24 protein-coding genes and 1 tRNA gene are annotated in these 24,429 nt (G+C 57.7%); 20 read left to right on the forward strand and 5 right to left on the reverse strand.

Features of this window, described 5'->3' with window-relative positions:
* Positions 1–14: 14 nt before the first annotated feature.
* Positions 15–773: a hydroxyacylglutathione hydrolase gene (gene gloB / locus F0320_RS03870; protein WP_126329154.1), complete on the reverse strand. Its 759-nt coding sequence runs from the start codon at positions 771–773 to the stop codon at positions 15–17.
* A 32-nt stretch (positions 774–805) separates the two neighbouring features.
* Here gloB and F0320_RS03875 point away from each other — a divergent pair, with 32 nt between their 5' ends.
* Entirely contained in the window at positions 806–1,525 is a 720-nt protein-coding gene (locus tag F0320_RS03875; protein ID WP_023310484.1) for a class I SAM-dependent methyltransferase, read from the forward strand.
* Here F0320_RS03875 and rnhA read toward each other — a convergent pair.
* Positions 1,522–1,989 (reverse strand): ribonuclease HI, encoded by a 468-nt coding sequence (rnhA, locus tag F0320_RS03880; RefSeq protein ID WP_023334599.1) that lies wholly within the window; start codon positions 1,987–1,989, stop codon positions 1,522–1,524. The two genes, F0320_RS03875 and rnhA, sit on opposite strands and share 4 nt — an antisense overlap.
* A gap of 64 nt (positions 1,990–2,053) precedes the next feature.
* Between rnhA and dnaQ the strand changes: the two genes are divergently transcribed.
* From dnaQ to F0320_RS03925, 9 genes are all read left to right on the forward strand, one after another.
* Positions 2,054–2,785 carry a DNA polymerase III subunit epsilon gene (gene dnaQ, locus F0320_RS03885; RefSeq protein ID WP_200882540.1) on the forward strand — a complete coding sequence of 244 codons (732 nt, stop codon included), beginning with the start codon at positions 2,054–2,056 and terminating at the stop codon, positions 2,783–2,785.
* A gap of 131 nt (positions 2,786–2,916) precedes the next feature.
* Positions 2,917–2,993, forward strand: a tRNA-Asp gene (locus F0320_RS03890).
* Between the two features lie 379 nt (positions 2,994–3,372).
* Positions 3,373–4,092 carry a FadR/GntR family transcriptional regulator gene (locus F0320_RS03895; protein ID WP_126329153.1) on the forward strand — a complete coding sequence of 240 codons (720 nt, stop codon included), beginning with the start codon at positions 3,373–3,375 and terminating at the stop codon, positions 4,090–4,092.
* A complete protein-coding gene (locus tag F0320_RS03900) occupies positions 4,089–5,102 on the forward strand; it encodes an ABC transporter ATP-binding protein (RefSeq protein WP_149323977.1) in 1,014 nt (337 codons plus the stop codon). The genes F0320_RS03895 and F0320_RS03900 overlap by 4 nt, the downstream gene beginning before the upstream one ends.
* Positions 5,099–6,181, forward strand: a complete 1,083-nt coding sequence (locus F0320_RS03905) for an ABC transporter ATP-binding protein (protein WP_039263859.1) — start codon at positions 5,099–5,101, stop codon at positions 6,179–6,181. The genes F0320_RS03900 and F0320_RS03905 overlap by 4 nt, the downstream gene beginning before the upstream one ends.
* 2 nt (positions 6,182–6,183) lie before the next feature.
* Positions 6,184–7,698 (forward strand): ABC transporter substrate-binding protein, encoded by a 1,515-nt coding sequence (locus tag F0320_RS03910; protein WP_185807249.1) that lies wholly within the window; start codon positions 6,184–6,186, stop codon positions 7,696–7,698.
* An 18-nt stretch (positions 7,699–7,716) separates the two neighbouring features.
* Entirely contained in the window at positions 7,717–8,658 is a 942-nt protein-coding gene (locus F0320_RS03915; RefSeq protein ID WP_008500268.1) for an ABC transporter permease, read from the forward strand.
* Positions 8,659–8,660: 2 nt separating this feature from the next.
* A complete protein-coding gene (locus F0320_RS03920) occupies positions 8,661–9,536 on the forward strand; it encodes an ABC transporter permease (RefSeq protein WP_126329150.1) in 876 nt (291 codons plus the stop codon).
* Between the two features lie 9 nt (positions 9,537–9,545).
* Positions 9,546–11,147, forward strand: coding sequence for a gamma-glutamyltransferase family protein (locus F0320_RS03925; protein ID WP_126329167.1), 1,602 nt, complete (start codon positions 9,546–9,548; stop codon positions 11,145–11,147).
* 39 nt (positions 11,148–11,186) lie between these two features.
* On the opposite strand, the gene F0320_RS03930 is transcribed toward F0320_RS03925, so the two are convergent.
* Complete coding sequence (locus F0320_RS03930) at positions 11,187–11,957, reverse strand: amidohydrolase (protein ID WP_126329149.1); 771 nt, start codon at positions 11,955–11,957, stop codon at positions 11,187–11,189.
* A 108-nt stretch (positions 11,958–12,065) separates the two neighbouring features.
* On the reverse strand, positions 12,066–14,510 hold the full coding sequence (fadE, locus tag F0320_RS03935) for an acyl-CoA dehydrogenase FadE (RefSeq protein ID WP_126329148.1): 2,445 nt from the start codon (positions 14,508–14,510) through the stop codon (positions 12,066–12,068).
* Positions 14,511–14,749: 239 nt separating this feature from the next.
* Here fadE and lpcA point away from each other — a divergent pair, with 239 nt between their 5' ends.
* Positions 14,750–15,328 carry a D-sedoheptulose 7-phosphate isomerase gene (lpcA, locus tag F0320_RS03940; protein ID WP_010427884.1) on the forward strand — a complete coding sequence of 193 codons (579 nt, stop codon included), beginning with the start codon at positions 14,750–14,752 and terminating at the stop codon, positions 15,326–15,328.
* A 48-nt stretch (positions 15,329–15,376) separates the two neighbouring features.
* The gene (locus F0320_RS03945; protein WP_023310496.1) at positions 15,377–16,144 is read left to right on the forward strand and encodes a class II glutamine amidotransferase; all 768 of its coding nucleotides are present in this window, start codon (positions 15,377–15,379) and stop codon (positions 16,142–16,144) included.
* On the opposite strand, the gene dpaA is transcribed toward F0320_RS03945, so the two are convergent.
* The gene (gene dpaA, locus F0320_RS03950; RefSeq protein ID WP_023334609.1) at positions 16,115–16,855 is read right to left on the reverse strand and encodes a peptidoglycan meso-diaminopimelic acid protein amidase; all 741 of its coding nucleotides are present in this window, start codon (positions 16,853–16,855) and stop codon (positions 16,115–16,117) included. The genes F0320_RS03945 and dpaA overlap by 30 nt on opposite strands.
* A 298-nt stretch (positions 16,856–17,153) precedes the next feature.
* On the opposite strand from dpaA, the gene F0320_RS03955 reads away from it, so the two are divergent.
* The 8 genes from F0320_RS03955 to dinB all read left to right on the forward strand — a co-directional run bounded on the left by F0320_RS03955 (position 17,154) and on the right by dinB (position 24,361).
* Entirely contained in the window at positions 17,154–18,497 is a 1,344-nt protein-coding gene (locus F0320_RS03955; RefSeq protein WP_047653268.1) for a Na(+)-translocating NADH-quinone reductase subunit A, read from the forward strand.
* A gap of 3 nt (positions 18,498–18,500) precedes the next feature.
* A complete protein-coding gene (locus tag F0320_RS03960) occupies positions 18,501–19,736 on the forward strand; it encodes an NADH:ubiquinone reductase (Na(+)-transporting) subunit B (RefSeq protein WP_047653269.1) in 1,236 nt (411 codons plus the stop codon).
* Positions 19,729–20,523 carry a Na(+)-translocating NADH-quinone reductase subunit C gene (locus F0320_RS03965; protein ID WP_126329147.1) on the forward strand — a complete coding sequence of 265 codons (795 nt, stop codon included), beginning with the start codon at positions 19,729–19,731 and terminating at the stop codon, positions 20,521–20,523. Before F0320_RS03960 ends, F0320_RS03965 begins: the two co-directional genes overlap by 8 nt.
* Positions 20,516–21,154, forward strand: coding sequence for an NADH:ubiquinone reductase (Na(+)-transporting) subunit D (locus tag F0320_RS03970; RefSeq protein WP_014882676.1), 639 nt, complete (start codon positions 20,516–20,518; stop codon positions 21,152–21,154). Before F0320_RS03965 ends, F0320_RS03970 begins: the two co-directional genes overlap by 8 nt.
* 6 nt (positions 21,155–21,160) lie before the next feature.
* Positions 21,161–21,757: an NADH:ubiquinone reductase (Na(+)-transporting) subunit E gene (nqrE, locus tag F0320_RS03975; protein WP_008500255.1), complete on the forward strand. Its 597-nt coding sequence runs from the start codon at positions 21,161–21,163 to the stop codon at positions 21,755–21,757.
* A 10-nt stretch (positions 21,758–21,767) separates the two neighbouring features.
* Positions 21,768–22,991 carry an NADH:ubiquinone reductase (Na(+)-transporting) subunit F gene (gene nqrF / locus F0320_RS03980; protein ID WP_126329146.1) on the forward strand — a complete coding sequence of 408 codons (1,224 nt, stop codon included), beginning with the start codon at positions 21,768–21,770 and terminating at the stop codon, positions 22,989–22,991.
* Positions 22,991–23,194, forward strand: coding sequence for a (Na+)-NQR maturation NqrM (nqrM, locus tag F0320_RS03985; RefSeq protein ID WP_126329145.1), 204 nt, complete (start codon positions 22,991–22,993; stop codon positions 23,192–23,194). The genes nqrF and nqrM overlap by 1 nt, the downstream gene beginning before the upstream one ends.
* A 108-nt stretch (positions 23,195–23,302) precedes the next feature.
* Positions 23,303–24,361, forward strand: a complete 1,059-nt coding sequence (dinB, locus tag F0320_RS03990; protein WP_047653272.1) for a DNA polymerase IV — start codon at positions 23,303–23,305, stop codon at positions 24,359–24,361.
* Positions 24,362–24,429: the final 68 nt, after the last annotated feature.

Here is a 24,429-nt window from a genome sequence, read left to right on the forward strand (position 1 = left end):
AAGGCAACCCGCAATTATCTGAAGTTATCTTTCTTTGACCTTAACCATGCAAATCGTTGTTCTGGTTGTTGCAAATTTGTTTCTTGGTTAATTTTATTAATTAAATCAGTATCATCTGTGCGTAAAAATAAATTAATTTGGCGCTCATTTTTCAGAATTACGGGGAGTGTTTTTTGGTTTTTTGCACGTAACTCCTTCACTTTGTGATAATAATCCTGAATCGCTCGATCCTCGGGTAAGAGGCTCACGGAAAACTTCATATTTCCTAATGTATACTCATGGGCGCAACAAATAACGGTGTCATCGGGCAATGCGTTAATCTTCTGTAAAGACTGGTACATTTGAGCTGGTGTGCCTTCAAACAGTCTTCCGCAGCCTCCGGAGAACAGCGTATCGCCGCAAAAAAGATAAGGCTTACTGTAGAAACACAGATGTCCCAAAGTGTGACCCGGTGTAGCAAATACGGAAAACTCCCACTCGCGTATGAGGATATTTTCGCCTTCTTCGACTACTTGCGTGATCCCCTTATCTTGTGCCTCTGCCGGTCCGTAAACCACAAGATGCGGAAAATGAGCGCGCAGTTCAGGCACGCCGCCAGTGTGATCGTTATGATGATGCGTCAACAGAATGGCTTCTGGCTGCCAGCCGTTCTCTTTTATGGCGTGCAGTACAGGGGCGGATTCTCCGGGATCGACAATGACGCAGCGGCGACCGTCGTCAACCAAAACCCAGATGTAATTGTCCTGAAACGCTGGAATACTGATAAGATTCATACATTACCTCTTAGAGCGTGGCGGGCGTTTTGATGAAACCGGCAAGGATACCTCAGACTGTCGCAGCACCGGAACGTTGGGCGGAATTGCCCTGGGGTGAATACTATCGCGAAGCGTTAGAACAGCAGTTGAAGCCCTGGCTCGCGAAAATGTATGGCTTTCACCTGCTTAAGATTGGCAATCTCAGCGCGGAAATCAATACCGAAAGCTGCGCTATCTCGCATCAGGTTAACGTCTCTCTCGGCGGATCGCCGGTCCAGGTGAAAGCAGATCCGTTGCATCTGCCGTTTGCGGAAAAATCCGTCGATGCGTGTTTGCTCGCACATACGCTACCCTGGTGCAGCGATCCGCATCGACTGCTTCGCGAAGCCGATCGCGTACTGATCGATGACGGCTGGCTGGTACTTAGCGGATTCAATCCGCTAAGCCTGATGGGCCTGCGTAAGCTGGTACCGGTGCTACGCCGGACTCCACCTTACAACAGCAGAATGTTCACCATGATGCGTCAGCTCGACTGGCTTTCACTGCTGAACTTTGAAGTGCTTTGCTACGGCGGTTTTCAGGTGCTGCCCTGGGCGAGGCAGGGGGGCGTGGTACTGAGCACCCATCTCCCCGCATTGGGCTGTTTGCAGTTTATCGTTGCGCGTAAGCGAACCATTCCCCTTACGCTTAACCCCATGAAGCAGAGCAAGTCGAAAACGCCCATCCGCCAGACCGTCGGCGCCACGCGGCAGTACAAAAAAACCGATTAGACGTCGGGCTGATAGCCCGCATCTTCATGGGCGGGATTGGATGCCGCAGCACGCGCCAGTTCGTCGCAGCGTTCGTTTTCCGGATGGCCAGCGTGGCCTTTAACCCACTCCCACTTAATCTGGTGTTGGCCCAGCGCAGCATCAAGACGTTTCCAGAGATCGACGTTCTTGACCGGCTTCTTATCGGCAGTTTTCCAGCCGCGTTTTTTCCAGTTATGGATCCACTGGGTGATCCCCTGACGCACGTACTGACTGTCGGTGCTTAACACCACGTCACAATGTTCTTTTAACGCCTCCAGCGCCACGATGGCCGCCATCAACTCCATCCGGTTGTTGGTGGTCAGAAAATAGCCTTCGCTAAAGGTTTTTTCGTGCTGGCGATAGCGCATAATCGCGCCGTAGCCGCCGGGCCCTGGGTTACCGAGACAAGATCCATCGGTGAAAATTTCTACCTGTTTACGCATCTCTGGTAGACTTCCTGTATTCGAAACGTTCAGTTAAACGATAAGTCTGACATAAATGACCGCTATGAGCACTGCAATTACTCGCCAGATTGTCCTCGATACCGAAACCACCGGTATGAACCAAATCGGCGCGCACTACGAAGGGCATAAGATCATCGAGATCGGCGCCGTTGAAGTGGTGAACCGTCGTCTTACGGGGAACAACTTCCACGTCTACCTCAAACCCGACCGGCTGGTGGATCCGGAAGCGTTCGGCGTTCACGGGATTGCCGATGAGTTCTTGCTGGATAAGCCGACTTTTGCGGATGTCGCTGACGAGTTCCTGGAATATATCAGGGGCGCCGAGCTTGTCATCCATAACGCATCGTTCGATATCGGCTTTATGGACTATGAATTCAGCAAGCTTAATCGTGATATCCCGAAGACGAACACTTTCTGTAAGGTGACGGACAGCCTGGCGCTGGCAAGGAAGATGTTCCCCGGCAAGCGTAACAGCCTGGATGCACTCTGCTCGCGCTACGAGATAGACAATACCAAGCGAACGCTCCACGGGGCGTTGCTCGATGCCCAGATCCTGGCCGATGTCTATCTGACGATGACCGGCGGGCAGACGTCAATGAAGTTCAGTATGGAAAATGAATCCCAGCAGACGCAAGGCGAAGCGGGCATTCAGCGTGTTGTTCGTCAGGCCAGTCGGTTGCGGGTTATTTTAGCCAGTGACGAAGAGCTTCTTAACCACGAATCCCGGCTTGATCTGGTCCAGAAGAAGGGCGGCAGCTGTATGTGGCGCGCCTGAAAAACGCCTGAATGCCTGTAAAATCATCGTTTGGGCGATTTTTGCAGCAAACGATTCAAAACGTGAGAAAAAGCGTTGACGAGATCGGAGGCGCACCGTAATATGCGCCTCGTTCCCCAAACGGGAACAGTGGAGCGGTAGTTCAGTCGGTTAGAATACCTGCCTGTCACGCAGGGGGTCGCGGGTTCGAGTCCCGTCCGTTCCGCCACTATTCAGAAAGCCTGAATCAGAAATGATTCAGGCTTTCGTCGTTTCAGCCTTCAGTAATCTCATTCTTTCCTTTATCGTTAACAAAAAGTTAATGTACATAGTGCAATTTATTAACAATTGCACGGATATAGTGCATTATTTGCACTGTAATTGTGCATTTTTCCATCACTCATCTCTTCTCGCCTCATTCAGAATGTTTCTTTCTGTAAAAATAATTCACGCAGAATCATCTGGTTATCTCCTGCTTTCCAAAAACATTCCGAACCAATTAATTATTGGTTTGGTTATTGCTTAATCATTAGCACGATAAGCTTCATTCCATATCAATAACTTATCGTTAATAAAAATAAAGTCATGATGAAAGCGAGCGAACCAATATGGAAAAACCGTCACGGTTTCTGGCCAATTCCAGCACCGCGCTTGAGCAGTTGCGCGGGCTTATCAACCAGCATGAGTCAACACCAGGCATACCGCTGCCCACGGAACGTGAGCTGTCGGACACTCTCGGCGTAGGACGACGTGAAGTGCGTCGTGCGCTGGACGTGCTGGAAGAAGAAGGGCGCATCTGGCGTAAACAGGGCAAAGGGACCTTTATTGGCCCGGCTGCACCTGTTGAACCGCTGGCCCTTCAGGGATTGGTTCAGCAGACCAACCTTCTGGAAGTAATGGAAGCTCGTTTACAGCTCGAACCCGGCTTAGCCCGGCTTGCGGCACTGCGTGCCACCAGGGAAAACCTCGCGCTCATGCAGCGCATGCTGGAACGCATCGATAAGGTCAGTCCGGATGACCGCGATCTCAACGAACTCTGGGATAGCGCCTTTCACCGGGCGATTGCCGAGGCGGCGGGCAACCGTCTGATGCTCGGCCTGTTTGATGCCATTGATGCCGTGCGGCGTGAACCGGGCTGGCAGCATCTGCGCGAGCTGGCACGCACCCCCGAACGTGTCGACAGCTATAACGACCACCACCATAAGATCATGTCTGCGATTATCCATCGCCAGCCTAATGAAGCCGCGGTCGCCATGCGCGAACACCTGCTCAGCCTGCAAACCGCCCTGATTCAGGCGATCCACCTTGAGGACGACTTCACGCCATGACGACAATACCCTTTAAGGACGCCACGCCCGTATTGCGGCTGAATAATCTCAACGTCAGGTTTTCCGGCTCGCCGGTGAGCGTGCTTGACGGCATTTCTCTGACGGTCAAAGCGGGCGAAACGCTGGCGCTGGTGGGAGAGTCCGGCTGCGGGAAAAGTATCACCTCCCTGGCGCTGATGGGGTTACTGCCCGCCAGCGCGCAGATTGTCAGCGGTGAGATGCAGTTTCGCCGCCACGATCTGCGAAAGCTCTCGCCGCGGGAATATGCCGACCTGCGCGGCAGCGAGCTGGCGATGATTTTCCAGGAACCGATGACCTCGCTCAATCCGGCGTTTACGCTGGGCGATCAGCTTAGCGAAGCGGTTATGCGGCACCAGAACGTCTCGCGCGCAGAGGCGATGAAGGTCGCGCTGCAGATCCTCGAGAAGGTGCAGATCCCAGCGGCCGAGATGCGCCTGAAAGCGTATCCCCACCAGCTTTCCGGCGGCATGCGCCAGCGCGTGATGATTGCGATGGCGCTGATTAACCACCCCAAACTGCTGATTGCCGACGAGCCGACCACCGCGCTCGACGTCACCATCCAGGCGCAAATCCTCGCCTTGCTCAACGCCTTAAAAGAGGAAACCGGCACGGCGGTGCTGATGATCACCCACGATTTGGGCGTCGTGGCAGAAGTCGCCCAGCAGGTCGCGGTGATGTATGCCGGGCAGGTGGTGGAGCAGGGGAGCGTGGAGGCGATATTCGCCGATCCGCAGCACCCGTACACCATCGGCCTGATGGGCTCGATTCCTTCTCTTGGCGCACGCAAGGGCCAGCTCTCCACCATTCCCGGCGCGGTCCCGCTCCCGGAATCCATGCCTGAAGGCTGCCGTTTCGCGACGCGCTGCCCCTTTGCGCAGACGCGCTGCCATGCTGAAAAGCCGTCGCTCACCGCGCTCGGCGCGGGCCATCAGGTCGCCTGCTTCCGCGTGCCGCTCGAACAGCACATTGCCCTGGGAGAAATCGCATGACCACGCCCATTCTTGAAGCCCGTGACCTCAGCAAGCTTTTCCCCGGCCCCAAAAAACTCTTTACCCCGGCACGGTTTGTCACGGCGGTCGATCGCGTTTCGCTTGCCGTGATGCCGGGCGAAACGCTGGCGATTGTCGGCGAGTCCGGCTCCGGGAAATCTACGCTCGGTCGTCTGCTGCTGCGCCTGCTGGCCGCCAGCGAAGGGCGCGTGTTCTACCAGGGGGAGGAGATCACCGACGCCTCCGGTGCCCGCCTGAACCAGCTCCGGCGCGAGCTGCAGATTATCTTCCAGGATCCCTTCGCCTCGCTCAACCCGCGCATGACGGTGGAGCAGATCGTCGGTGAGCCGCTGTGGCTGCACCAGAACATGAAAAAAGCGGATCGTCAGTACCGCGTTGCCGAGCTGCTCAAAACCGTAGGCCTGCCTGCCGCCTGGGCCGGGCGTTATCCGCACGAGTTTTCCGGCGGGCAGCGCCAGCGTATCGGCATTGCGCGCGCGCTGGCCTCGGGACCGAAGCTGCTGCTGGGGGACGAGCCGGTATCCGCGCTGGATGTGTCCGTCCAGGCGCAGGTGGTTAACCTGCTGGAAAGCCTGAAGCACCAGTTGGGGCTGACTATGGTGATTGTCGCCCACGGCCTGGCGGTGATCCGCCATATGAGCGACCGCGTGGCGGTTATGTATCTCGGGCAAATCGTCGAGCTTGCCACCGTCGACGAGATTTTTGACGCGCCGCTGCACCCCTATACCCAGGCGCTGATCGCCTCGGCACCGCAGATGCAGCCGGGCGTCGAACGCGACGCGCCGCTGCTGCAGGGGGATCTGCCTAACCCGGCCAGCCCGCCGTCCGGCTGCCGTTTCCACACCCGCTGCCCGTACGTTACCGATGAATGCCGCCAGGTTGAGCCGATCAATCAGGTGCTCGACGGCGGACGTCAGGTTGCCTGTCATCGCTGGCAGGAGATCAACCGCGATCGCAGCGTTATTCAGATCGCACCGCCATCCGCCGCCTTTCTGCGCCGCCGCGCGCTGTTTGAACACGCGGCCACTCACTCGTCCCTTCCTTCAAGGAACTCATGATAATGACAATGCGTAATTCTCTTTTGACCGTACTGGGAAGTGTTATGTTACTTGGCACGGCGCTGCCCGCCCACTCTGAAAGCGTGCTGCGGATCGGCCTGGGCGCTGACCCGGACATGCTCGACCCGCATCTGGCGCGCACCTACTATGGCCGCTTCGTGTTTGCCTCCCTGTGCGACAGGCTGGTGGACGTGGATGAAAATCTGAAGGTCGTCCCCGGCCTGGCTAAAGACTGGGCGTGGAGTGACGACGGTAAAACCCTGACGCTCAATCTGCGCGAAGGCGTCACCTTCCACGACGGTGAGAAATTCGATGCCGCCGCGGCAAAATACAACCTCGACCGCGCCCTGACGTTAAAAGGCTCCCTGCGTAAAAGCGAGATCTCCTCCGTTGAATCGGTCGAGGTCACCGGCCCGATGCAGATTGCGCTGCACCTGAAAACGCCGGATGCGGCGCTGCTGATGCAGCTCACCGACCGCGCGGGCGCAATGATGGCCCCGGAGGCGGCGAAAAAGCCTGACTTTGCCGCCCACCCGGTCTGCTCCGGCCCGTACAAATTCGACAGCCGCGTGTCCCAGGACCGCATCGTGCTGACCCGCTTCGACAACTACTGGAACAAAGACGCCTACCACTTCGACAAAATCATCTATCTGCCGATCCCGGATGCCTCCGTGCGCCTCGCGAACCTGCGCGCGGGCGATCTCGACCTGACCGAAGGGATCGCCGCCAGCGACGTGAAAACGGTCGAAGCCGACAGCAAGCTGGCGCTGGCGAAGGTGACGGGCCTGGGCTATCAGGGCATCACCTTTAACATCAACAACGGCAAGGTGCCGGCGAACGATCCGTTCAAGGACGCCCGCGTGCGCGAGGCGTTTTCTCAGGCCATCGACCGCGATGCGTTAAACCAGGTGGTCTTTGAAGGGCTCTACACCCCGGCCAACCAGGCGTTTTCCCCGGTCAGCCCGTATCACGTGAATCTGCCGGTTCCGCCGCGTGACGTCGACAAGGCCAAAGCGCTGCTGAAAGCAGCAGGCGTTACCGCGCCGCTGACCGTCAACCTGCTGGTGCCGAACAACCCAACCTCACAGCAGGTGGGCCAGGTATTGCAGGCGATGGTGGCCGAGGCCGGATTTAACCTGAACCTGCAGATGACCGAATTCGCCACGCTGCTCGATCGCCAGCAGAGCGGCGACTATCAGCTGAGCTTCTCCGGCTGGTCGGGACGCCCGGATCCGGACGGCAGCATCTATGGCTTTATCAACAGCAAAGGCACGCTTAACGACGGCCGCTACAGCAACGCGCAGGTCGATGAGTGGCTGACCCAGGCGCGCCAGAGCACCGACCAGGCCGCACGCCAGCCGCTGTACGACAAGGTGGTGAAGCAGCTGCAAACCGACATGCCGATTGCCTACCTCTACTTCGAGCCGCGCATTTTCGGTCTGAACAAAAGCGTACAGGGCTTTAAGCCGTACCCGGACGGCATCGTGCGTCTGGTGGGTTTGACGCTGGCAAAATAAAGGTCCTGAGGAGAACCCATGCTGGAACTGATTTGCAAACGTCTGCTGCTGGCCGTCCCGACGCTATTGCTGGTGAGCATGATGGTGTTCGGGCTGCAAAAGCTGCTGCCCGGCGACCCGCTGATCGCCATGGCCGGGGAGGAGCGCGACCCGGCGGTCATCGCCCAGCTGCGCGCGGAGCTGAACCTCGATGCGCCCATTCCCGTGCAGTATTTCCACTGGCTGACGCGGGCGCTGCAGGGCGATCTGGGCGTCTCCTTACGCACGCACGAACCGGTGACGCAGCTGATCGCCAGCAAGCTGCCGGTCACGCTGGAGCTGTCCCTGCTGGCGATGATTATTGCGCTGGTGTTTGGCATCAGCATGGGGATCCTCGCGGCGGTGAACAAAAACAGCTGGGTCGATCACGGGGCGAACTTCGTGGCGATCTCGGGGATCTCGATCCCGCACTTCTGGCTGGGGATCCTGCTTATTCTGGTCTTTTCGGTGAACCTGCAGTGGCTGCCCGCATCCGGCTACGTCCCGTTCAGTGAAGATCCGCTCCAGAACCTGCGCACGCTGCTGCTGCCCGCGTCCGTGCTCGGAACCGGCCTTGCGGCAACGCTGATGCGCCACACCCGCGCCTCGATGATTGCCGTGCTGAAAGCGGATTATATCCGCACCGCGCGGGCGAAAGGGCTGCTGCCGAAGGCGGTGATCCTGAAGCACGCGTTTCGCAACGCGCTGGTGCCGGTCATCACCCTCACCACGCTGCTGTTCGGCGAGCTGCTGGGCGGCGCGGTGCTGACCGAGCAGGTCTTCACCATTCCGGGCTTCGGCAAGATGATCGTCGACTCGGTATTTAACCGTGACTACGCGGTGGTGCAGGGCGTGGTGCTGATCGTGGCGATCGGCTTCCTGATGCTCAACCTGCTGGCCGACGTACTCTACGTCCTTATCAACCCGAAAATGCGAGGTTAACCATGGCGGAACTGACGACGCAAACCGTTACGCCCGCGCTGCCGCGCGCGCAGAACCGGGTGCTGAAGAAATTCCTTGCCAACAAAAGCGCGGTCATTGGCGCGGCGGTGGTGGGGTTCTTTGTGCTGGTGGCGCTGCTGGCGCCGTGGATCGCCCCGTTCGATCCGGTCAAGGCTAACTTCCTGGCGGTGCGCAAAGCGCCGTCGGCGATGTACTGGTTCGGCACCGACGAACTGGGGCGCGACATTTTATCCCGCATTATCTGGGGGGCGCGCACCTCGCTGATGGCGGGCTGTATGTCGGTGGTGATTGCTGTGGTTATCGGCGTGCCGCTGGGGCTGGTGGCGGGCTACTTCCAGAAGATGTGGGACGGGGTGATCTCGCGGTTTATCGAGGCGCTGCTGGCCTGTCCGTTCCTGATCATGGCGATCGCGCTGGGGGCATTTTTGGGCCCGAGCCTGACCAACGCGATGATCGCCATCGGTCTTTCGGCGATGCCGATCTTCGCCCGCCTGACGCGCGGGCAGGTGATCGCCATTCGCAACGAAGAGTATATCGACGGCGCGCGGGCGATTGGCCTGCCGGATCGCTGGATCATCATTAAATACGTCCTGCCAAACGTGATGTCACCGATCCTGGTGCAGGCCACGCTGGCGATTGCCTCGGCGATTATCGCCGAAGCCAGCCTGTCGTTTTTAGGGCTGGGGCAGCAGCCGCCCAATCCGTCATGGGGCTCCATGCTCAACACCGCGAAAGGGTTTCTTGAGCAGGCGCCGTGGATGTCCGTTTTCCCCGGCGTGGCGATTTTCCTTGCCGTGCAGGGCTTTAATTTACTCGGCGACGGGCTGCGCGATGCGCTCGATCCGCGCCACGACTAAGGAGTCATGATGACCAAAGCGCTTGATTTTACGTCCGGTTACGCTTCACGCCGCCCGCCGATGATGGGCCATAACGCCGTCGCCACGTCGCAGCCGCTGGCGGCGCAGGCGGGAATGAAAATGCTGCAGCTGGGCGGCAACGCCGTGGATGCGGCCATTGCCACCGCGATGGCGCTGACGGTGGTTGAGCCGACCGGCAACGGGATCGGCAGCGACGCCTTTGCCATCGTCTGGGACGGTGAAAAGCTGCACGGTCTGAACGCGTCCGGTCGTTCGCCTGCCAGCTGGCATGCGGATCTGTTTGCCGGAAAAACCGCGGTGCCGGAAATCGGCTGGGACGCGGTGACCGTGCCGGGTGCGGTATCCGGCTGGGTCGCCCTGGCGGAACGCTTCGGTACGCTGCCGCTGACCACGCTGGCGCAGCCTGCCATCGACTATGCGCGCAACGGTTTTCCGGTTTCTCCGCTGATTGGCCATCTCTGGCAGCGCGGCTATAACAAGCTGAAAGATCAGCCGGGCTTCAGCGCCTGCTTCGCGCCGGAAGGCCGCGCCCCGCGCGTGGGGGAAATCTTCCGCAACCCGGCGCAGGCGAACTCGCTGGAGCTGATTGCCCGCACCAACGGTGAAGCCTTTTACCGCGGCGAGCTGGCGCAGAAAATCGCCGCCTTCGCCAAAGAGCACGGCGCGCACCTGACGGCTGAGGATCTGGCAAACCATCGCGTGGACTGGGTTGAGCTGCTGTCGCGCGACTTCGCGGGCGGTTCGGTGCAGGAGCTGCCGCCTAACGGCCAGGGGATCGCCACGCTGATTGCGCTCGGCATTCTGGAGCAGTGCGGCATTGAGAAGCATCATCCGGATTCCGTGCAGTCCCTGCACCTGTCAATTGAGGCGATGAAGCTGGCGCTGGCGGATCTCGACCGCTACGTGGCGGATGAAGACCATATGGCGTTCGCGGCGAAAGAGCTGCTGAGCGACCATTATCTGAAGTCGCGCGCGGCGCTTATCGACCACGATAAAGCCTCTGATTTTGTCTACGGTTCCCCTACGCAGAGCGGCACGGTCTACATCAGCACCGCCGACGCCAGCGGGATGATGGTTTCGTTTATTCAGTCCAACTATATGGGCTTCGGTTCAGGCATTGTGGTGCCGGATACCGGCATCAGCCTGCAAAACCGGGGCTGCGGGTTTGTGCTGGATCCTAATCACCCGAACGCGCTGGCGGGCAGCAAGCGACCGTTCCACACCATCATACCGGGCTTTGCGATGGACGGCAGCGGCCAGCCGCTGATGTCCTTTGGCGTGATGGGCGGCCCGATGCAGGCGCAGGGGCACATGCAGATGGCGCTGCGCATCATGCTGCACGGGCAAAACCCGCAGGCGGCAATCGATGCCCCGCGCTGGCGCGTGGTGCAGGGCAGGGAGGTGATCGTTGAATCGACCTTCGATCGCAATACCATCGCCGCGCTGCGCGAGCGGGGGCATCAGATCGTGGTGGAAGATCCGCTTCAGGATTACAACTTCGGCGGGGCGCAGGTGATTTATCGCCTGCCGGAAGGACACTACGTGGCCGCGACGGAAAGCCGCAAAGATGGGCAGGCGCTGGTGAGTTAATGTTTTATCCTCCCTCTCCCGTTGGGAGAGGGGAAAATTTCACCCAATGCTAAACGGATCTGCATCCTGCCAGGCCGGAAACTTCTCGCGATACTCCTGCAGCGCCGTCAACGACAGCTCGGCATCAATGCGCGTCGCCTGATGCGGCTCGGCGGTGGCAATGATCTCGCCCTGCGGATTCACCACCCGGCTGTCACCGCGGTAGTGATGCCCGTTGCCGTCGGTTCCCACGCGGTTACAGCCCACCACGTACGCCTGGTTCTCAATTGCGCGCGCTACCAGCAGCGACTGCCAGTGCAGAGAGCGCGGTGCAGGCCAGTTGGCAACATACAGCGCCAGGTCGTAATCGTTGCGGTTGCGCGACCACACCGGGAAGCGCAGGTCGTAGCAGACCAGCGGCAAAATACGCCAGCCACGCCACTCGAACACCACGCGCTCGTGACCCGCTTCATAGTGATGATGCTCATCCGCCATGCGGAACAGGTGGCGTTTATCGTAAAAATGCACGTTCCCTTCCGGCTCCACCAGCAGGAAGCGGTTCACCGGCCCGCGATCCGTTTGCAGGGCGGCGCTCCCGGCGATTAGCGCGTTGGTCTGCTGCGCTTTGGCATGCATCCAGGCGACCACCTCATCCTGCGGCATTGACTGTTGTGCCGCTTCCATAGCGAAGCCGGTGGTGAACATCTCCGGCAGGACAATTACATCGCGCCCGGTAATCTCTTCCAGTTGACGATCAAAGTGGCGCAGGTTGGCGGGGCCATCCATCCACACTAAAGGTTGCTGCAAAATCGAAATCTTCAAACCAGGCACGATACAGACTCCTCAAAAGACCGCTTTTTGACACTGTAGCACGTCATTACGAGAAAATGTGGCAATAAAAAACCCCGCGAGAGGCGGGGTTTGTACAAGCGAAACGCGTTACGCCGCTTCAGGTTTGCGATGCTTCTCCGGCAGCTTTACCGGCTGCGTCGCCAGCTCGTCCGGTTCGAAATCATCCACGTTAATGCTGCGCAGACGGCTCTCTTCGGCTTTCACCAGCAGAGCGGCTTCATCTTTATTGATAATGCCACCGGCCAACGCCTGTTTTGCCAGTTCGTCCAGACGGGTAAACGGCAGGTTTTTGCCCAGCTGTTTACAGATTTTCTGGTGAATCGGATCGGCAGCCATCACGTCCAGCAGCGCCTCTTCCAGCAGACCCACCGGGTTATGCGGCGTCGGCGTCAGATACTGACCGCGACCGATACGGGAGCGGGTTGCGCTCGGTACCTGCAGGATCTTCGCCACCTTGTGGTCCAGCTTGTCGGACGGCGCCAGATGGTGACGACCGGTCGGGAAGATCACCGCGCGCAGGGCGCCCGCCACAAAGCGGTTCGGGAAGTTCGCCAGCAGGTCGTCAATCGCCTGTTCAGCCTGATACATCGCATCCTGAACGCCCCAGTGCACCAGCGGCAGATCCGCTTCCTGACGGCCTTCATCGTCGTAGCGCTTCAGGACCGCAGAGGCCAGGAAGATCTGGCTCAGCACATCCCCCAGACGGGCTGAGATACGCTCGCGACGCTTCAGGCTGCCGCCCAGCACCGCCATGGAGACGTCAGACAGCAGAGCCAGGTTGGCGCTCAGACGGTTCAGATGCTGGTAATAACGTTTGGTCGCATCGCCGGTCGGCGTGGCGCTGGTAAGACCGCGCGTCAGGCCCAGCCAGAAGCTGCGCACCTTGTTGCTGCCCACATGACCGATATGTTTGAACAGCAGCTTATCGAAGGCATCCACGTCGTTGTTCTGCGCGGCAGCCATCTCTTCCAGCACGTACGGATGGCAGCGAATGGCGCCCTGACCGAAGATCATCATGCTGCGGGTCAGGATGTTTGCCCCTTCCACGGTGATGGCAATCGGTGCGCCCTGATAGCCGCGCGCCAGGAAGTTGCCTTCGCCGAGCATAATGCCTTTACCGCCTGCGATATCCATCGCGTCAATGATCGACTGCTGCGCGCGGTGGGTACAGTGGTACTTCACAATCGCGGACAGCACGGCCGGTTTTTCGCCGAGCATAATGCCGTAGGTAATCAGAGACGCCGCGGCATCCATCACGTAGGCATTGCCCGCGATACGCGCCAGCGGCTCTTCGATACCTTCCATCTTGCCGATGGAGATTTTGAACTGACGGCGGATGTGTGCGTACGCACCAATCCCCATCGCGACCGACTTCAGACCGCCGGTTGAGTTCGACGGCAGGGTAATGCCGCGGCCCACAGACAGACATTCCACCAGCATACGCCAGCCCTGACCGGCCATTTTCGGACCGCCGATGATGTAGTCAATCGGCACGAAGATATCCTGGCCGCGGGTCGGACCGTTCTGGAACGGCACGTTCAGCGGGAAGTGACGGCGACCAATTTCAACGCCTGGGGTAGAGGTTGGGATCAGCGCACAGGTAATGCCCAGATCTTCATCGCCGCCCAGCAGTTTTTCCGGGTCAGAGAGCTTAAAGGCCAGACCCAGCACGGTGGCGATAGGCGCCAGGGTGATATAACGCTTGTTCCAGGTCAGGCGCATGCCCAGCACCTGCTCGCCCTGCCACTCGCCCATGCAGACCACGCCGGTATCCGGGATTGCACCCGCATCGGAGCCCGCTTCCGGGCTGGTCAGCGCGAAGCAAGGGATTTCCTGACCGCGTGCCAGACGCGGCAGGTAGTGATCTTTCTGCTCTTCGGTACCGTAGTGCTGCAGCAGTTCGCCCGGGCCTAAGGAGTTAGGCACGCCAACGGTAATCGCCAGGATCCCGGAAACGCCCGCCAGCTTTTGCAGGACGCGAGCCTGAGCGTAAGCGGAGAACTCCAGACCGCCGTACTCTTTCTTGATGATCATCGCGAAGAAGCGATGTTCTTTCAGATACGCCCACAGCTCAGGCGGCAGGTCGGCCATTTCATGGGTGATGGCAAAGTCGTTTGCCATGCGGCACGCTTCTTCCACCGGGCCATCAATAAAGGCCTGCTCTTCAGCGGTCAGACGCGGCTGCGGGTAGTTGTGCAGCTTTTTCCAGTCAGGATTGCCCTGGAACAGATCGCCTTCCCACCAGGTGGTGCCCGCATCAATCGCTTCTTTCTCAGTGCGCGACATTGGCGGCATCACTTTGCGGAAGCCCTTGAACACCGGCGCAGAGATCATGGATTTACGCATCGGGGCCAGGTTAAATGGCAGAAGAATGATGGCGAGAGGGACTAAAAGCCAGATATTCCAGAGACCTGCGACGCCAAGCGCAGCCGTCCAGGCCAGAAGAATCAGGCTGCTCAGGAATAAACTTACGCGGTGATAGAACAACACACCGAGCAGAACAACGGTTGCGAGAATGCTCAAAATCATCATAAAGAAAAGCTCCCTTGCTTGTAGGAGGTCTGACCACTTGTGATGATATGGTTGTAGTTGATGTCATTTCCTTTAGCAATGTGTTTACAAAATAATTACAACCTGGTTCACATTGTTGGCGTTTTAGCCGGCACAAAAAATCAAAACGCCGGACGTTTCGCAAGGCTTTAGCTTCTCGCTTTTCCCGCTATCCGGTACACTCCACTGTGTTATTTCATCAATACTGAAGGATTATCCTCATGTACCAGGATCTTATTCGTAACGAACTGAACGAAGCGGCGGAAACGCTGGCGAACTTTCTGAAAGATGATGCCAATATTCACGCTATTCAGCGCGCAGCGGTCCTGCTGGCCGACAGCTTCAAAGCCGGCGGCAAAGTGCTTTCCTGCGGTAACGGCGGTTCCCACTGCGACGCTATGCACTTCGCAGAAGAGCTGACCGGACGCTATCGCGAAAACCGCCCGGGCTACCCGGCGATTGCGATTTCAGACGTGAGCCACATCTCCTGCGTAGGCAACGACTTCGGTTACGACCACATCTTCTCCCGCTACGTTGAAGCGGTAGGCCGTGAAGGCGACGTGCTGCTGGGGATTTCTACCTCCGGTAACTCCGGCAACGTGATCAAAGCGATCGCCGCCGCGCGTGAAAAAGGGATGAAAGTCATCACCCTGACCGGTAAAGATGGCGGTAAGATGGACGGTACGGCGGATGTCGAAATTCGCGTTCCGCACTTCGGTTATGCTGACCGTATTCAGGAAATTCACATCAAAGTGATCCACATCCTGATTCAACTGATCGAAAAAGAGATGGTTAAGTAAGACTTCGCTGGGGGGCTCCGGTGCCCCCCGCTGTTGTGGAGGTGTTGTATGTGCGAACTGCTCGGGATGAGCGCCAATGTGCCAACCGATATCTGCTTTAGCTTCACCGGGCTGGTTCAGCGCGGTGGAGGAACCGGGCCGCATAAAGACGGCTGGGGCATCACCTTCTACGAAGGCAAAGGGTGTCGCACGTTCAAAGATCCACAGCCCAGCTTTAACTCACCGATTGCCAAACTGGTGCAGGACTATCCCATCAAGTCCCGCTCGGTGATCGCCCACATCCGTCAGGCTAACCGTGGCGAAGTGGCGCTGGAAAATACCCATCCGTTTACCCGCGAGCTGTGGGGCCGTAACTGGACCTACGCGCACAACGGGCAGCTCACGGGCTATAAGTCGCTGGAAACGGGCAATTTCCGCCCGGTAGGCGAAACGGACAGCGAAAAAGCCTTCTGCTGGCTGCTGCACAAGCTGACGGAGCGCTATCCCCGCACGCCCGGCAACATGACTGCCGTGTTCAAATATATCGCGACGCTGGCATCTGAACTGCGTGAAAAAGGCGTGTTCAACATGCTGCTCTCTGACGGCCGCTATGTGATGGCGTTCTGCTCGACGAATTTGTTCTGGATCACCCGCCGTGCGCCGTTTGGCGTTGCGACGCTGCTCGATCAGGATGTGGAGATAGACTTTCAGAAGGAGACCACACCGAACGATGTGGTCACTGTTATCGCAACGCAGCCGCTGACGGGCAACGAAACCTGGCAAAAGATTATGCCAGGCGAGTGGGTGCTATTTTGTCTCGGGGACCGTGTAATTTGACGCCAGCTGCGGATGGACGACTTCGTGGCTCAGCGGTTTGCTGACCACGTAGCGGCCATCGACGATAGAGACCACAGGTGGCTTGTGGGTCTGCTCAAAGTAGTCGTAACCCGGCTTCAGCTGTTTCCAGAAATCCGCGTAGTATGAGTACTTGTGACGCGCCATGTTGGCGTCCGTCATGCGGAACGGATAGATGCTGACCTGTACGTTAGGCTGCCCAAAGACCAGCGCGCCCGTCACGAACTGGAAAATCTCATCAATGCCGGAGTCGGTCATCGCATAACAGCCGATAGACACGCAGGCACCGTGGATCATCAGATATTTACCTTCATAACCGTGTGCACGGTCATAGGCATTCGGGAAGCCGATGTTAATGGCTTTATAGAAGCGGCTGTCAGGCTTGAGCTGGCTGCGCTGAACGTTATAGAACCCTTCCGGACTTTTGAAATCGCCCTGACGCTGTTTTGGCCCCAGTCCGCCGGAATAGTTACAAATTTTGTAACTATCAAGCAGCTGATATGTCTCGCCCATTTTGACAAACAGATCGAGAGTGCGCTCTTCCTTGAAGATCTGAATATAAACCGGCGATCCCATTAACTGCTGTTTATATTCTTTGCTGATCGGCGTCGTTGAGCTATTACTGCTGAGCAGCCCGGCAAACGACATGCACGGCATCAGAAGCATCGCAATGAACAATGCGATTTTACGCATACTACTAGTTCCTTGATAAAACCATGACCAACTTGCCAGGACGGCAAAAGAGACCCGAAATCAGATTATTCTGTTAGGAGCGCTCACATTAGCACCGCTATAGATTTTCGCAAGAGCCGGGCGGTGAGTTTACAAATTAGTTTTACTTTATAAACCATCAAAATTGCGATGGCTCCAGGAACTTTGCGCATTAGGTCGCAATTTGGTGCGCGCGACGGCGGATTCCCTGCCCGCGGGAAGGGGAAAATGTTACACTTTGCGCCCACTGGATTGTTGTTCATGGAAACCTGCTAACCACATGTTTAAAATTAAAAAGGGACTTGATCTGCCGATTGCAGGCGTGCCAGCGCAGCACGTTTCGACAGGCGCAAGCGTCCGTCATGTCGCCATTTTGGGCGAAGACTACCTGGGTATGCGTCCTTCAATGCTGGTACAGGAGGGCGATCGCGTTATCAAAGGACAGCCGCTCTTTGAGGACAAAAAAAATCCCGGCGTGATGTTCACGGCCCCCGCGAGCGGCACCGTTGTGGCCATCAACCGCGGCGAGCGTCGCGTTCTGCAGTCGGTGGTTATCCGCATTGAGGGCGATGAAAAGCGTGAATTTGCCCATTACGACACCGCAGAACTCGCGTCGCTGAACCGTGATGCCGTTCAGGATCAGCTCCTGGCGTCCGGTTTATGGACCGCGCTTCGTACACGCCCCTTCAGCAAATCCCCTGTTCCGGGCACGGAACCGGCCGCGATTTTCGTCACGGCAATCGACACTAACCCGCTCAGCGTGGACCCGGAACCGGTTATCCTGGCGCAGCGAAAAGCCTTTGACGCTGGTCTGACCGTTTTAACCCGCCTCACGTCCGGAAAAGTGCACGTCTGCCAGGCCGGCGGCGGCAAGCTCGGCGGCCATCCGCAGGGGCAGGTCACGTTTAATGAGTTTGCTGGCCCGCATCCGGCGGGGCTGGTCGGGACACACATCCATTTCCTTGAGCCAGTAAGCCTGACGAAACAGGTTTGGCATCTTAACTATCAGGACGTCATCGCCATCGGTAAGCTCTTTACTACGGGCGAACTCTGCGCTGAACGGATAATCGCCATCGGCGGACCTCAGGCCGCAAACCCGCGCCTGGTGAAGACGCTGCTGGGCGCTGACATCAACGAACTGCTGGTGGGGGAAACGAAAGAGGGCGAAAACCGCCTGATTTCCGGATCGGTCCTCAGCGGCCGCCATGCTGTCAATGCGCACGCGTACCTGGGACGCTTCCATTTGCAGGTCAGCATTGTGCAGGAAGGGCGTGAGAAAGAGCTGTTTGGCTGGGTTCTGCCAGGCGCAGAAAAATACTCCGTCACCCGCACCACGTTGGGCCACTTCCTGCGTAACAAGCTGTTTAGCTTCTCAACCAGTACGCACGGCGGCGAGCGTGCCATGGTCCCGATTGGCAACTACGAGCGCGTCATGCCGCTGGATATTCTGCCTACCGTGCTGTTGCGCGATCTCCTTGCCGGCGATACCGACGGCGCGCAGGCGCTGGGCTGTCTGGAGCTGGACGAAGAAGATCTGGCGCTCTGTACCTATGTCTGTCCGGGCAAATATGAATATGGACCGGTATTGCGCGAGGTGTTAACCCGCATTGAGCAGGAAGGATAACCGATGGGCTTAAAACACCTCTTTGAAAAAATTGAGCCGCACTTTACCGAAGGGAAGCTCAAAAAGTACTACCCGTTATATGAAGCAACGACGACCATTTTCTACACGCCTGGGCTGGTGACGAAAGGGGCGGCGCACGTTCGCGACGCTATCGATCTGAAACGCATGATGATCCTTGTGTGGTTTGCGGTGTTCCCCGCGATGTTCTGGGGCATGTACAACGTCGGCCTGCAGACCATTCCGGCGCTGCACCACATGTACGATGCACAGCAATTGGCACAGGTGATCCAGTCCGACTGGCACTACCGTCTGGCCCAGTCGTTAGGGGTGAGCTTCGCTGCGGACGCGGGCTGGCTGAGCATGATGACGCTGGGCGCGGTCTTCTTCCTGCCGATTTACATCACGGTATTTATCGTGGGCGGCTTCTGGGAAGTGCTGTTTGCCATCATCCGTAAACATGAGATCAACGAAGGCTTCTTCGTGACCTCGATTCTTTTTGCTCTGATTGTTCCACCCACACTGCCGCTCTGGCAGGCGGCGCTGGGCATCAGCTTCGGCGTGGTGATTGCCAAAGAGATCTTCGGTGGGACCGGGCGTAACTTCCTTAATCCTGCGCTGGCGGGGCGTGCGTTCCTGTTCTTTGCTTATCCGGCGCAAATCTCGGGCGACCTGGTCTGGACGGCGGCAGACGGTTTTTCCGGCGCAACGCCGCTTTCACAGTGGGCGGCACACGGCGGCGAAACGCTGGTCAACAACGCTACAGGTCAGCCTGTCACCTGGTTTGATGCCTTTATTGGCAACATTCCGGGCTCCATCGGGGAAGTCTCTACGCTGATGATTTTGCTTGGCGGGGCGATCATTCTTTTCGGTCGCGTGGCCTCCTGGCGGATCGTTGCGGGCGTGATGATCGGCATGGTGCTGACCGCCACCCTGTTCAACGTTATCGGTTCGACCACCAATCCGATGTTCTCCATGCCGTGGTACTGGCATCTGGTGCTGGGTGGCTTCGCGTTCGGCATGATGTTCATGGCGACGGACCCCGTCTCTGCCTCGTTTACAGACAAAGGTAAATGGAGCTATGGCGTGCTCATTGGCGCGATGTGTGTCCTGATCCGCGTGGTCAACCCGGCGTATCCGGAAGGGATGATGTTGGCCATTCTGTTTGCCAACCTGTTTGCGCCACTCTTCGATTACCTGGTGGTGCGGGCCAACATTAAGCGGAGGAAGGCGCGTGGCTGAGGTTAAAAATAACGACAGCATCAGCAAAACGCTGCTGGTGGTGCTGGTGCTCTGTCTGGTCTGTTCTATTGTTGTGGCCGGCTCTGCCGTGGGGTTAAAACCCCTGCAGCAGGAGCAACGTGCGCTGGATAAACAGCGCAACATCCTGGCCGTCGCCGGGCTGATGCAGGAAGGAATGAGCGCAGACGACGTTTCGGCCGTCTTTGCCGAACGTATTTCGGCGCGTCTGGTGGATTTAAAAACAGGTGAACTGCTGGATAAAGACCCGGCAACATTCAACCAGGCGCTGGCGCTGAAAGATCCACAGATGAGCCTGACGCTGGAGGCAGCGCAAGATCCCGCCGGGATTAAGCGTCGCAGCAACCTTGCCGAAATCTATCTGGTTCGCGACCCCCAAAAACGTATTCAGGAAGTGGTACTGCCTGTTTACGGCAACGGCCTGTGGTCAATGATGTATGCCTTTGTGGCCCTTGATACCGATGGCCGCACGGTAAAAGGCATTACGTATTACGACCAGGGCGAAACGCCGGGGCTGGGTGGCGAAGTTGAAAACCCTAACTGGCGGGCACAGTTTGTCGGCAAGAAAGTGCTCGACGATAACGGCCTGCCTGCGCTGAAGGTGATGAAAGGGGCGGCACGTCCCGGTGACGACTACGCCGTCGACGGGCTTTCCGGCGCCACGCTCACCTCAAAAGGCGTGCAGCACAGTTTTGATTTCTGGATGGGCGAGCTGGGCTTTGGTCCTTTCCTGAAAAACGTACGTGAAGGAGCGCTGAACAATGGCTGATACCGGTGAACTGAAAGAAGTTAAAAAGGTGCTCATTGGCCCACTGTTAGCCAATAACCCGATCACGCTCCAGGTGCTGGGTGTCTGTTCTGCTCTGGCGGTGACGACCAAGCTGGAAACGGCGGTAGTGATGACGCTGGCGGTCACGCTGGTCACGGCGTTCTCCAGCATGTTTATCTCGATGATCCGCCACCATATCCCCAACAGCGTGAGGATCATCGTACAGATGGCGATCATCGCCTCGCTGGTGATCGTGGTCGATCAGCTGCTACGCGCCTTTGCCTATGAAACCTCCAAACAGCTCTCGGTGTTTGTCGGGCTGATTATCACCAACTGTATCGTCATGGGGCGTGCGGAAGCCTACGCCATGAAAATGCCACCGCTGGCGAGCTTTATGGACGGCATCGGCAACGGCCTGGGCTACGGCGTGATCCTGCTGACCGTGGGATTCCTGCGTGAGCTGATTGGCAGCGGCAAGCTGTTTGGCATCACGGTGCTGGACACGGTGCAGAACGGCGGCTGGTATCTGCCAAACGGCCTGTTCCTGCTGGCCCCTAGCGCATTTTTCATTATCGGTTTGTTGATCTGGCTGATTCGTACGCTGAAGCCAGAACAGCAGGAAAAGGAGTAACCGACGATGGCTCATTACCTGAGTTTGTTTGTGCGGGCGGTGTTTGTTGAAAACATGGCGCTCGCGTTTTTCCTCGGCATGTGTACGTTCCTTGCGGTTTCCAAAAAAGTGTCGACGGCCTTTGGTCTCGGTATCGCGGTTACCGTGGTGCTCGGCTTATCTGTACCGATCAACAATCTGGTGTACAACTTTGTGCTGCGGGACGGCGCGCTGGTGGAAGGGGTTGATCTCAGCTTCCTGAACTTCATCACCTTTATCGGGGTGATCGCGGCGCTGGTGCAAATCCTCGAGATGATCCTCGATAAGTATTTCCCGTCGCTGTACAACGCGCTGGGGATCTTCCTGCCGCTGATCGCGGTGAACTGCGCCATCTTTGGCGGCGTCTCGTTTATGGTTCAGCGTGATTACAACTTCAGCGAATCCGTGGTGTACGGTTTTGGCTCCGGCATCGGCTGGATGCTGGCGATTGTCACCATGGCGGGGATCCGCGAGAAAATGAAATATGCCAACGTGCCTGCGGGGCTGCGTGGCTTGGGGATCACCTTTATCACCACCGGGCTGATGGCGCTGGGCTTTATGTCCTTCTCCGGTGTGCAGCTATAAGGGCAAACAGATGGAAATTATCCTTGGCGTGGTGATGTTCACGCTGATTGTACTGGTGCTGTCAGGGCTTATTCTGGCGGCGCGCGCGAAGCTGGTGAATTCCGGCGACGTGGTGATTGATATTAACGACGAGCCGCAGAATCAGATCCGCACGCCGGCCGGAGACAAGCTGCTCAACACGCTCTCCGGTAACGGCATTTTTGTCTCCTCAGCCTGCGGCGGCGGCGGCTCCTGCGGGCAGTGCCGCGTGACGGTAAAAGAGGGCGGTGGCGATATTCTGCCAACCGAGCTGGCGCATATCACAAAGCGTGAGGCAAAAGAGGGCTGTCGTCTGGCCTGCCAGGTCGCGGTGCGCCAGAACATGAAGATTGAGCTGCCGGAAGAGATCTTCGGCGTCAAAAAATGGGAGTGCGAGGTTATTTCTAATGATAACAAAGCCACCTTTATAAAAGAGCTGAAGCTGCGGGTGCCGGAAGGCGAGCATGTCCCGTTCCGCGCCGGAGGATACATTCAGATTGAGTGCCCGGAGCACGCTGTGGCCTATGCGGACTTTGACGTGCCGCATGAGTACCGCGCCGACTGGGACAAATTCAATCTCTTCCGCTTTGTCTCGGAGGTGAAAGAGCCGACGCTGCGCGCCTACTCGATGGCCAACTACCCGGAAGAGAAGGGCATCATCATGCTCAACGTGCGTATCGCCACGCCGCCACCGAATGTGCCGGATGCACCGCCGGGCGTCATGTCGTCATACATCTGGTCCCTGAAGCCTGGGGATAAGGTGACCATCTCCGGCCCGTTCGGGGAGTTCTTCGCGAAAGATACCGACGCGGAAATGGTGTTTATCGGCGGCGGTGCCGGTATGGCCCCGATGCGCTCGCACATCTTTGACCAGCTCAAGCGGCTGGGTAGCCAGCGTAAGATCAGCTTCTGGTACGGGGCGCGCTCGCTGCGCGAGATGTTCTATGAAGATGAGTTCGAACAGCTGGCGCGTGAAAACCCGAACTTCACCTTCCATGTGGCGCTTTCCGATCCGCAGTCGGAAGATAACTGGACGGGTTATACGGGGTTCATCCACAACGTGCTGTATGAAAACTACCTCAAGCAGCACCCGGCGCCTGAGGACTGCGAGTTCTATATGTGTGGTCCGCCGATGATGAACGCCGCCGTGATTAAGATGCTGAAAGATCTCGGCGTCGAAGATGAGAACATCTTGCTCGATGACTTTGGAGGCTGATGATGCTGACGTTTCTGGCAACCTTTGTGGTGTTTGTGCTTGTCATCTTCGGCATGTCGTTAGGCTGGATCGTTAAGCGGAAAAGCATTCAGGGCAGCTGCGGCGGTATTTCCTCTATTGGGATGGAAAAGGTCTGCGACTGTCCGGAGCCGTGCGATGCGCGGAAAAAAAGAATGGCCCGCGAGCAGAAGCGCATTATTTAAGTTTTTGTTGGCCGGGTAAGGCAAAGCCGCCACCCGGCATTCTTACATCTGCTTCTCAATCCTCATTTGTTTACTGTATACTTATCCAGTGATGAGTGAGGGCTTACTATGCGCAAAATAATCCATGTCGATATGGACTGCTTTTTTGCCGCAGTGGAGATGCGTGACAACCCGGCGCTGCGGGATATTCCCATCGCCATTGGCGGCAGCCGCGTTCAGCGTGGTGTCATCAGCACCGCCAACTATCCTGCGCGCAAATTTGGCGTGCGCAGCGCGATGCCAACGGCGATGGCCTTAAAGCTTTGCCCTCATCTCACACTTCTGCCCGGCAGGTTTGAAGCCTATAAAGAGGCTTCCCTCCATATTCGGGAAATCTTCTCCCGCTATACCTCTCTGATAGAGCCGCTGTCGCTGGACGAAGCCTATCTGGATGTGACCGACAGCGTGCACTGCCACGGCTCCGCGACGCTGATGGCTAAGGAGATCCGTCAGACGATTTTCAACGAGCTGAATCTGACGGCATCGGCGGGTGTGGCGCCCGTTAAATTCCTTGCCAAAATCGCCTCCGATTTAAATAAGCCCAACGGTCAGTACGTCATTACGCCGGAAGAGGTGCCCACATTTTTAAAAACGCTGCCGCTTGGCAAAATCCCTGGGGTTGGGAAAGTCTCCGCCGCAAAGCTGGAAAGCATGGGGTTACGCACCTGCGAAGACGTGCAGCGAAGCGATCTCGCGATGCTGCTTAAGCGGTTCGGGAAGTTTGGCCGCGTGCTGTGGGAGCGCAGCCAGGGGATTGACGATCGCGATGTGAACAGCGAGCGGCTGCGGAAATCCGTCGGCGTTGAGCGCACACTTATTGAAGATATTCATGACTGGTCCGAGTGCGAATCTATTATCACGGAACAGCTCTACCCGGAACTGGAGCGACGCTTAAGCAAGGTGAAGCCGGACCTGCTCATCGCCCGTCAGGGCATCAAGCTCAAATTCAACGACTTCCAGCAGACCACGCAGGAACACGTCTGGCCGCGTCTGAATAAAGACGATCTTATCGCGACGGCGAAAAAGGCATGGGAAGAACGCCGGGGCGGGCGAGGGGTGAGGCTGGTGGGGTTGCACGTCACGCTGCTGGATCCGCAGCTAGAGCGCCAGCTGCTTCTGGGATTGTAAAAAAGCCCGGTGGCGCTACGCTTACCGGGCCTTCGTTTTACCCTTTCCCTGTGGGAGACGGCTGGATG

This window comes from Enterobacter dykesii (assembly GCF_008364625.2).
GTDB classification, from domain to species: Bacteria; Pseudomonadota; Gammaproteobacteria; order Enterobacterales; family Enterobacteriaceae; genus Enterobacter; species Enterobacter dykesii.

Coding starts and splice junctions, on each gene's coding strand:
- F0320_RS03970 (WP_014882676.1), top strand. CDS start 20,516: ATGGCTGATACCGGTGAACTGAAAGAAGTTAAAAAGGTGCTCATTGGC.
- F0320_RS03955 (WP_047653268.1), top strand. CDS start 17,154: ATGTTTAAAATTAAAAAGGGACTTGATCTGCCGATTGCAGGCGTGCCA.
- F0320_RS03875 (WP_023310484.1), top strand. CDS start 806: ATGAAACCGGCAAGGATACCTCAGACTGTCGCAGCACCGGAACGTTGG.
- lpcA (WP_010427884.1), top strand. CDS start 14,750: ATGTACCAGGATCTTATTCGTAACGAACTGAACGAAGCGGCGGAAACG.
- F0320_RS03945 (WP_023310496.1), top strand. CDS start 15,377: ATGTGCGAACTGCTCGGGATGAGCGCCAATGTGCCAACCGATATCTGC.
- F0320_RS03905 (WP_039263859.1), top strand. CDS start 5,099: ATGACCACGCCCATTCTTGAAGCCCGTGACCTCAGCAAGCTTTTCCCC.
- nqrM (WP_126329145.1), top strand. CDS start 22,991: ATGATGCTGACGTTTCTGGCAACCTTTGTGGTGTTTGTGCTTGTCATC.
- F0320_RS03895 (WP_126329153.1), top strand. CDS start 3,373: ATGGAAAAACCGTCACGGTTTCTGGCCAATTCCAGCACCGCGCTTGAG.
- dinB (WP_047653272.1), top strand. CDS start 23,303: ATGCGCAAAATAATCCATGTCGATATGGACTGCTTTTTTGCCGCAGTG.
- F0320_RS03960 (WP_047653269.1), top strand. CDS start 18,501: ATGGGCTTAAAACACCTCTTTGAAAAAATTGAGCCGCACTTTACCGAA.
- dnaQ (WP_200882540.1), top strand. CDS start 2,054: ATGAGCACTGCAATTACTCGCCAGATTGTCCTCGATACCGAAACCACC.
- nqrE (WP_008500255.1), top strand. CDS start 21,161: ATGGCTCATTACCTGAGTTTGTTTGTGCGGGCGGTGTTTGTTGAAAAC.
- fadE (WP_126329148.1), bottom strand. CDS start 14,510: ATGATGATTTTGAGCATTCTCGCAACCGTTGTTCTGCTCGGTGTGTTG.
- rnhA (WP_023334599.1), bottom strand. CDS start 1,989: ATGCGTAAACAGGTAGAAATTTTCACCGATGGATCTTGTCTCGGTAAC.
- F0320_RS03910 (WP_185807249.1), top strand. CDS start 6,184: ATGACAATGCGTAATTCTCTTTTGACCGTACTGGGAAGTGTTATGTTA.
- F0320_RS03900 (WP_149323977.1), top strand. CDS start 4,089: ATGACGACAATACCCTTTAAGGACGCCACGCCCGTATTGCGGCTGAAT.
- dpaA (WP_023334609.1), bottom strand. CDS start 16,855: ATGCGTAAAATCGCATTGTTCATTGCGATGCTTCTGATGCCGTGCATG.
- gloB (WP_126329154.1), bottom strand. CDS start 773: ATGAATCTTATCAGTATTCCAGCGTTTCAGGACAATTACATCTGGGTT.
- F0320_RS03915 (WP_008500268.1), top strand. CDS start 7,717: ATGCTGGAACTGATTTGCAAACGTCTGCTGCTGGCCGTCCCGACGCTA.
- F0320_RS03925 (WP_126329167.1), top strand. CDS start 9,546: ATGACCAAAGCGCTTGATTTTACGTCCGGTTACGCTTCACGCCGCCCG.
- nqrF (WP_126329146.1), top strand. CDS start 21,768: ATGGAAATTATCCTTGGCGTGGTGATGTTCACGCTGATTGTACTGGTG.
- F0320_RS03920 (WP_126329150.1), top strand. CDS start 8,661: ATGGCGGAACTGACGACGCAAACCGTTACGCCCGCGCTGCCGCGCGCG.